This window comes from Mitsuaria sp. TWR114 (assembly GCF_007997345.1).
This window is the reverse complement of record NZ_VOSR01000486.1, coordinates 1-7385: the sequence shown is the minus strand read 5'-3', so window position 1 is coordinate 7385 and position 7385 is coordinate 1. Positions and strand designations below refer to the sequence as shown.

The following is a 7385-nucleotide window of genomic DNA, read 5'->3' as shown; positions in this document are numbered from 1 at the left end:
AAGACGACGTCGCCTTCGAGGATGGTCGGCCGCATCGAGCCGCTGGGCACCGGATTCCAGTCCGCGATCGCGGTGCGGAAGAACAGGAAGCCGACCAGGAACAGCAGGAAGCCGCGGTTCTCGCGCAGCAGCTCGCGCAGACGGGCGATCGGGGGATGCTTCGGGGACGACATGCGACACGCTCCGGGTCTCGGTGGATGAGCGCCCAGTGTGGGTCGCGCCGATCGCCGCCATCGCCCGCGCTGCGGTGGATGGCGGGAAATCGCGGGCGGATGGCGGTGGGCGCGCGGTCGACAGCGCGCGGTCGACCGCCAGCGTCAGCGGCCGCCGGCCACGCAGGCCGGTGCCTTGTCTTCCCAGCTTTCGACCCTCGCCTCGGTGAGCTTCGGGTCGGTGGTGACCAGCGAATCCAGCTTGATCGGCGCCGGCGGGAGGCCCGCCAAGCCGTTCGGGTGCGTGGCCACCTGCCAGGCATCGGTCCGGCTCAGCAGCTTGAAGGCCCAGTCGTCGGCCGACCACTCGCTCGCCAGGCTGAGCATCGACGGCGCGGCATCGCCCCGCGTCGGCCCGGCCATCTGCGTGCAGACGGCAGCCCGGCGCACGATCGCCTCCGCCGTCGGCCCATGCCCCATCCGCAGCCAGCCGCCCTGTCGATAGAGCTCCCAGGCCGTCCGGTCGCAGGGCTCCCCGCGCGTCGCGACCAGCAGCCCATCCTCCGGGTCGAGCACCACCTCGTCCTTGCCGAAGAAATACGTCATGTCGGCGGAGCCGCCGTCCCGCGAGCTGACGATCAGCACCGCCAGTCGGGTCAGGCGCTTCAGGTGCTCGCGGTCCTGGCACTTGGGTGGCGGCGCCTCGTGGGCGCAGCGGTTCAGCAGCTCGACCTGCCCGATGCTCAGCGCCTTCCAGTGCGCCTGCGACGCGGCGGCGAAACGGTCGGCGCAGCTCAGCGGCTTGGGCGCGTTGGGATCCTCGCCGCGCATCCACAGCAGCGACATGACCAGGCCCGCCGTCAGCAGCGGCGCGATCAGCATCGGGATCGCCTGCGTCAGCATGGACGCGCCGGCGAGCTGGGCGAAGCGGCGGCGGACCGTCATCGGAGCTGGCCTCCGTGACGCTCCGCGATCGCGCGCACCGCGGCCCGCTGCGAGGCGCTCAGCCGCGCATGCAGGCCCAGCGGCAGGTTGAGCACGGTGCGGGCCGCAGCCCGATGAAGGAGTAAGTCGCCCGCGGTGTAGCCGAAGCGGCGGCTGCCGCGCGGATGGACGACATCGTCGAACCAGGTGCCGCCGACGATGCCCGCCGCCTCGAGCGCCACCACGGCGGCGTCCCGCGACGCCGCGTCGGGCAGCAGCAGCGGATAACGCAGCAGCACGGCGCCGGGCGCGCGCACTGGCCATTCCCAGCCCGGCAAGTTGGTCAGCAGCGCGTCGAAGTCGGCGGCCTGCGCGCGGCGCAGCGCATGGATCGCGTCGAAGCGACGCGCCTGCGTCCATCCGACCGCGGCGCTCAGCGGATGCAGGCCGGCGCGGTAGTCGGGCTGCGTGTCGCCGGCGACCTCGCTGTCCGGCGTCTTCGCCACCACGCCCAGCATCCGCGATGGCGCGCGCAGCAGCGCGGTCAGCGCGCTCAGCGCCGGGCGCGGCAGGCTCATCGTCAAGCGGTGCCAGCACAGCGTCAGCAGCTGCCGCAGGACCGTGCCGGTCGACGGCGCCCGCAGCGCCGGCAGGCGCGCCGCGAAGCGCGCCCGCGACGGCGGGTGATGGATGACCAGCGCGCCGCCGATGCCGGTGGTCAGCGGCTTGGAGTACTCGAAGCTGAAGAAGGCCGCATGGCCCAGCGTGCCGACGGGGCGGCCCACCGCGTCGGTGCTGCCCCACGCGTGGGCGGCGTCCTCGACGAAGACGACGTCGGGGTGCTGGATGCGCAACTCGTCCAGGCCCTCGGTGACCAGGCCGAAGTTGTGTGGCACCACGACCAGCCGCGTCTCGTCGCTGATGGCTTCGGAGATCGCATCGGGCGTGGGGTTGAAGTCGTCACGCGCGATGTCGACGTAGCGGACCGTCAGCCCCAGGTGCATGAAGACATTGGGCACGACCACGCAGGTGTAGCCCGGCAGCAGCACTTCCGAGCCGGGCGGCAGGTCCAGCGACGCGGTGAAGGCGTGCAGCGCCGCGCGGCCGCTGCCGAACAGGCGCACCTCGCCGTCGACCGCCGGGTCCAGGCCCAGGCTGCGCGCGAAGGCGGCGCGGAAGTCCTCGAGGCTGGCGGTGCCGCGCCACAGCCAGTGCCACAGCGCCACCGGCAGGTCGCGCCAGCGCAGTGCGCCGGCGACATGACCCTTCATGAGGACGACGACGGCGGACGCGCGCCGTCGACCCGGTGGAGCGGCCGGGCCGGCACGCCGCCGTAGACCCAGCCGCCGGGGAGGTGGCCGCGCACCACGGCGTGCGCGGCGACCACCGCGCCGTCCTCGATCACGCTGCCGGGCAGCACCGTCACGCGGGCGCCGAGGAACACGTTGCTGCCGATGCGGATGTCGGCGCGCTGGTAGTGCTCGCGGAAGAGGCCGGTGGCGGTGACCGCGTTGGACTCGCAGAACAGCATCAAGCCGGGGCCGATGGCGACGTCGTCGCCGATGGTGAGCCGCTGCTGGCCGATCAGCAGGTAGCCGCCCGGCGCGATGTGGCTGCGCACGCCGATGCGGAAACTGCCGGGGCCGCTGGCCAGCAGCTGGACGTCGCGGTACAGGATGGATCCCGCGCCGAGCGCGCTGCCCGCGCCGCAGCGCACCCGGGCGCCGGGATGGATCTGGGCGCGGGTGCCGACGCGCAGCCCCAGGCACGCCGCGACGCGCGCGCGGATCCGCGCGCGCACCGCATCCAGCGTGTAGCCCAGCAGCATCGCGTTGGTGGCCTTGTCCAGGGGTTGATCGGAAGGGATGAGATCGGTGACGGCCCGGGCGCGCGCGGCGCTCAGGCCAGCGCGGCGCGCAGCGCGGCGACGACCTCGTCCTGCTGCGCCTCGGTGAGGTCGGCGCTCATCGGCAGGCTCATCACGCGGCGCGCCGCGGCCTCGGCATGCGCCAGCGGCGTCGCGATGCGGCAGCGCTGCTCATAGGCGGGCTGGCGGTGCAGCGGCTTCGGATAGTGGATCGCGGTCGGGATGCCGGCCTGCTTGAGCGCCTCGGCCACCGCGTCGCGGCGGTCCACCTGCACGGTGAACTGGGCCCACACGCAATCGCGGTCCTCGCGCACGGCCAGGCGCTGCAGCGGCAGCTCGCCAATCAGCTGCTGATAGCGCTCGCCGATGGCCAGGCGCTGCGCGATCTCCCAGTCGAAGCGTTCCAGCTTGCCCAGCACCACCGCGCACTGCAGCGTGTCCATGCGCCCGCCGACGCCCACCCGCGTGTGGGTGTAGCGCTGGCTCTGACCGTGGACGCGGATCTCGCGCGCGGCCTGCGCCAGCGCGTCGTCATCGGTGAACAGCGCGCCGCCGTCGCCGTAGCAGCCCAGCGGCTTGCTGGGGAAGAAGCTGGTCGCGCCCCAGGTCGAGAGGCCGCAGCTCTTGCGGCCCTTGTACGTCGCGCCAAAGCTCTGCGCCGCGTCCTCGATGACCGGGATGTTCCCGTGCCGCGCCGCGATCGCGTTGATCGCGTCCATGTCGCACACCTGACCGTACAGGCTCACCGGCATGATCGCCTTCGTGCGCGGCGTGATGGCGGCCTCGATCAGCGCGGCGTCCAGGTTGCAGCTGTCCGGCTCGATGTCGACGAACACCGGCACGCCGCCGAGCAGCACGATGGTCTCGGCCGTCGCGGCGAAGGTGAAGGGCGTGGTGATGACTTCGTCGCCGGGCTGCAGGTCCAGCGCCATCAGCGCGATCAGCAGCGCCTCGGTGCCGCTGGCCACGGTGATGCAGTGACGCGTGCCGGCGTAGGCGGCCAGCGCGGTCTCAAGCTCCTTGACCTCCGGGCCCATGATGTACTGGCCGTGATCCAGCACGCGCTGGATGCGCGCGTCGATGCTCGGCTTGAGCGCGGCGTACTGCGCCTTGAGGTCGATGAAGGGAAGGCTCATGCCTGGGGCTCCGTGGGATCCACCAGGCGCAGCGCCCGGCCGTTGAGTTCGTAGAGATCGCCGCTCGCCGGACAGGCCGCGCGGCCCTGGCCTTCCACGGGCAGGTCCAGCTTCTCGCCATGGCGGCTCATCCAGCCGATCTGGCGCGCCGGCACGCCGACCATCAGCGCATACGGCGTCACGTCGCCCTTGACCACCGCGCCGGCGCCGACGAAGGCGTACTCGCCGATCGTCGCGCCGCAGACGACGGTGCAGTTGGCGCCCAGCGTCGCGCCGCGCTGGACCCGCGTGTGGCGGTATTCGTTCTTGCGCGGCACCGCCGAGCGCGGGTTGTACACATTGGTGAAGACCATCGACGGGCCGCAGAAGACGTCGTCCTCCAGCGTCACCGCGTCATAGACCGACACGTTGTTCTGGATCTTCACGTTGCGGCCGATGGTCACGTCGTTGCCGACATAGACGCCCTGCCCCAGCGAGCAGCCCTCGCCGATGCGCGCGCCGGCGCAGACATGGCTGAAGTGCCAGACCTTGGTGCCGTCGCCGAGCTGCGCGCCGTCGTCGACGATGGCGCTGTCGTGCTTCCACCAGCCCATGTCAGAACACCAGCGGCAGGCCGACGCGCTGGCCGTCGCGCGCGCTGCGATAGGCGGCGATCAGCAGCTCCAGCGAGCGCAGGCCCTCGTAGCCGTCGACCTGCGCCTGCGCCTCGCCGCGCAGCGTCTGGATGACGTTGTCGTAGTAGGCCGCGTGACCGAAGCCGTAGACGCTGGTGGTTTCGTAGCTGGCGTTCTTCACCCGCTCGTCGTCGGGATGGGGCGTGTCGAAGGCCCAGTGCTCGATCTTGTTGACCGCCGTACCGCCGATCTTGACCGTGCCCTTCTCGCCCAGGATGGTGATCGAGCCTTCCAGGTTCTGCGGATAGGTCAGCATCGTCACGTTGATGCTGGCCAGGCCGCCGTGGCGCAGGCGCAGCGCCAGCACGCCGGTGTCCTCGGCCTCGATGTCGCGGTCCAGCGTGGCCGTGTAGGCATGCACGTTGTCGACCGGGCCGACCAGCCAGTCCAGCAGGTCCACGTAGTGGCTGGCCTGGTTCATGAAGGCGCCGCCATCCATGTCCCAGCGGCCGCGCCAGCGGGCGGCGTCGTAGTAGCTCTGCGGGCGGGTCCAGAACACGTTGACCGTGCTCATGAAGATCCGGCCGAAGCGGCCCTGGTCCAGCGCCTGCTTGACCAGCTGCACCGTCGCGTTGAGGCGGTTCTGCTTGACGACGAAGAGCTTCACGCCAGCGTCGCGGCAGGCGCGGACCATGGCCTGGCCTTCCTCGAACTTGGTCGCCATCGGCTTCTCGCTGAGCACGTGGCGGCCGGCCTGGGCGCAGGCGATGGCCTGCTGCGCATGCAGGCCGCTGGGCGTGGACAGCACGATCAGGTCGGCGTCCGAGCCGGCCAGGAGCGCGTCCAGCGAGGCGAAACCGCGCTCCGGCGGCAGGCCGGTCTGGGTCAGCGCGGCCTGGACGGCCTCGGGGCGGGTGTCGCAGACGGCGACCAGTTCGGCGCGACCCGCGTGGCGGGTCAGCGCCTCGACGTGGTTCTTCGAGATGCGGCCGCAACCGACGAGGGCGACACGGACCGGGCGGTCCAGGATGGGGAACTGAGGCATGGCGCGCGATTTTAAGAGCCTAAAATCGCGCCCAGCTTTTTCCAGGTCCACGATGAGCCAGCCCCAAGCCCCCCACACCGGCGCCGACCAAGCGGCGCCCGCGCAAGACGACAACAAGCTGATCGCCGAACGCCGCGAGAAACTCGCCGCCATCCGCGAGAAGGCGCAGGCCAAGGGCGTCGCGGCCTTCCCCAACGACTTCAAACCCCAGCACCGCGCCCAGCCGCTGCAGGCGCAATACGGCGAGCTCCCCAATGAGGAACTCGAGCCGCAGGCCGTCGCCGTGACGGTGGCCGGCCGCATGATGCTCAAGCGCATCATGGGCAAGGCCAGCTTCGCCACGCTGCAGGACGCCACCGGCGCGATCCAGCTGTTCCTCTCGAAGGACGCGCTGGGCGAGGAGGTCTACAACGACTTCAAGCACTTCGACCTGGGCGACATCCTCGGCGCCGAGGGCACGCTCTTCCGCACCCGCACCGGCGAACTGTCGGTCAAGGTCACGACGCTGCGGCTGCTGACCAAGTCGCTGCGCCCGCTGCCGGACAAGTTCCACGGCATGGCCGACCAGGAGCAGAAGTACCGCCAGCGCTATGCCGACCTGATCTCCGACGGCAAGGCGCGCGAGCGCTTCGTGGCGCGCTCCAAGGCGGTGTCCTCGATCCGCTCCTACATGGTGGAGAACGGCTTCCTGGAGGTCGAGACGCCGATGCTGCACCCGATCCCGGGCGGCGCGAACGCCAAGCCCTTCATCACGCATCACAACGCGCTGGACCAGGAGATGTACCTGCGCATCGCGCCGGAGCTCTACCTGAAGCGCCTGGTGGTGGGCGGGTTCGAGCGCGTGTTCGAGATCAACCGCAACTTCCGCAACGAGGGGATCAGCGTCCGGCACAACCCCGAGTTCACGATGATGGAGTTCTACGCGGCCTACTGGACCCACCAGGAGGTCATGAGCTTCACCGAGGAAGTGATCCGCCACGCGGCGCGCGCCGCGACGGGCAGCGCGGTGGTGAGCTACGCCGGCAAGCCGGTGGATCTGGAGAAGCCGTTCACGCGGCTGTCGGTGCGCCAGTCGCTGATCGTGCACGCCGGCGTGAGCGAGGCCGAGGCCGATGACGCCCAGGTGCTGCGCGCCAGGCTGAAGGCGCTGGGCGAAGAGGCGCCGGCGCACTGGGGCCTGTCGGCGCTGCAGTTCGGGCTGTTCGAGGCGGCGGTCGAGGAGAAGCTCTGGGAGCCGACCTTCATCGTCGACTACCCGGTCGAGGTCTCGCCGCTGGCGCGCGCCTCGGATGCGGATCCGACGATCACCGAGCGCTTCGAGCTGTTCATCACCGGTCGCGAGTACGCCAACGGCTTCTCCGAGCTGAACGACGCCGAGGACCAGGCCGCGCGCTTCCAGGCGCAGGTCGCCAACAAGGACGCCGGCGACGAGGAGGCGATGTTCTTCGACGCGGACTTCATCCGCGCGCTGGAGTACGGCATGCCCCCCACCGGCGGCTGCGGCATCGGCATCGACCGGCTGATGATGCTGATCACCGACAGCCCGTCGATCCGCGACGTGATCCTGTTCCCGGCGCTGCGGCGCGAGGGGTGAGCGAAGGCGGACGGCTGCTGGCCCTCACCCCTGCCCTCTCCCGCAAGCGGGAG

The 7385-nt window shown here is 71.0% G+C and carries 7 protein-coding genes; 1 reads left to right on the top strand and 6 read right to left on the bottom strand.

What is annotated here, in order from left to right; genetic code table 11:
* Positions 1 to 317: 317 nt before the first annotated feature.
* From FUT87_RS17355 to FUT87_RS17330, 6 genes are all read right to left on the bottom strand, one after another.
* Positions 318 to 1097: a hypothetical protein gene (locus tag FUT87_RS17355; protein WP_147241823.1), complete on the bottom strand. Its 780-nt coding sequence runs from the start codon at positions 1095 to 1097 to the stop codon at positions 318 to 320.
* Entirely contained in the window at positions 1094 to 2347 is a 1254-nt protein-coding gene (locus FUT87_RS17350; protein WP_147241822.1) for a DegT/DnrJ/EryC1/StrS family aminotransferase, read from the bottom strand. Before FUT87_RS17350 ends, FUT87_RS17355 begins: the two co-directional genes overlap by 4 nt.
* Positions 2344 to 2904: a DapH/DapD/GlmU-related protein gene (locus FUT87_RS30015; RefSeq protein WP_091726783.1), complete on the bottom strand. Its 561-nt coding sequence runs from the start codon at positions 2902 to 2904 to the stop codon at positions 2344 to 2346. Before FUT87_RS30015 ends, FUT87_RS17350 begins: the two co-directional genes overlap by 4 nt.
* A 71-nt stretch (positions 2905 to 2975) precedes the next feature.
* Entirely contained in the window at positions 2976 to 4079 is a 1104-nt protein-coding gene (locus FUT87_RS17340) for a DegT/DnrJ/EryC1/StrS aminotransferase family protein (protein ID WP_091726788.1), read from the bottom strand.
* Complete coding sequence (locus tag FUT87_RS17335; RefSeq protein ID WP_147241821.1) at positions 4076 to 4672, bottom strand: acyltransferase; 597 nt, start codon at positions 4670 to 4672, stop codon at positions 4076 to 4078. Before FUT87_RS17335 ends, FUT87_RS17340 begins: the two co-directional genes overlap by 4 nt.
* Position 4673: 1 nt before the next feature.
* Positions 4674 to 5738 carry a Gfo/Idh/MocA family protein gene (locus tag FUT87_RS17330; RefSeq protein WP_147241820.1) on the bottom strand — a complete coding sequence of 355 codons (1065 nt, stop codon included), beginning with the start codon at positions 5736 to 5738 and terminating at the stop codon, positions 4674 to 4676.
* A 52-nt stretch (positions 5739 to 5790) separates the two neighbouring features.
* Here FUT87_RS17330 and lysS point away from each other — a divergent pair, with 52 nt between their 5' ends.
* A complete protein-coding gene (gene lysS / locus FUT87_RS17325; RefSeq protein WP_147241819.1) occupies positions 5791 to 7332 on the top strand; it encodes a lysine--tRNA ligase in 1542 nt (513 codons plus the stop codon).
* Positions 7333 to 7385: the final 53 nt, after the last annotated feature.

Excerpts from the sequence above, each read along its gene's own strand:
- FUT87_RS17355 (WP_147241823.1), bottom strand. The coding sequence starts at position 1,097 with ATGACGGTCCGCCGCCGCTTCGCCCAGCTCGCCGGCGCGTCCATGCTG.
- FUT87_RS17350 (WP_147241822.1), bottom strand. The coding sequence starts at position 2,347 with ATGAAGGGTCATGTCGCCGGCGCACTGCGCTGGCGCGACCTGCCGGTG.
- FUT87_RS30015 (WP_091726783.1), bottom strand. The coding sequence starts at position 2,904 with ATGCTGCTGGGCTACACGCTGGATGCGGTGCGCGCGCGGATCCGCGCG.
- FUT87_RS17340 (WP_091726788.1), bottom strand. The coding sequence starts at position 4,079 with ATGAGCCTTCCCTTCATCGACCTCAAGGCGCAGTACGCCGCGCTCAAG.
- FUT87_RS17335 (WP_147241821.1), bottom strand. The coding sequence starts at position 4,672 with ATGGGCTGGTGGAAGCACGACAGCGCCATCGTCGACGACGGCGCGCAG.
- FUT87_RS17330 (WP_147241820.1), bottom strand. The coding sequence starts at position 5,738 with ATGCCTCAGTTCCCCATCCTGGACCGCCCGGTCCGTGTCGCCCTCGTC.
- lysS (WP_147241819.1), top strand. The coding sequence starts at position 5,791 with ATGAGCCAGCCCCAAGCCCCCCACACCGGCGCCGACCAAGCGGCGCCC.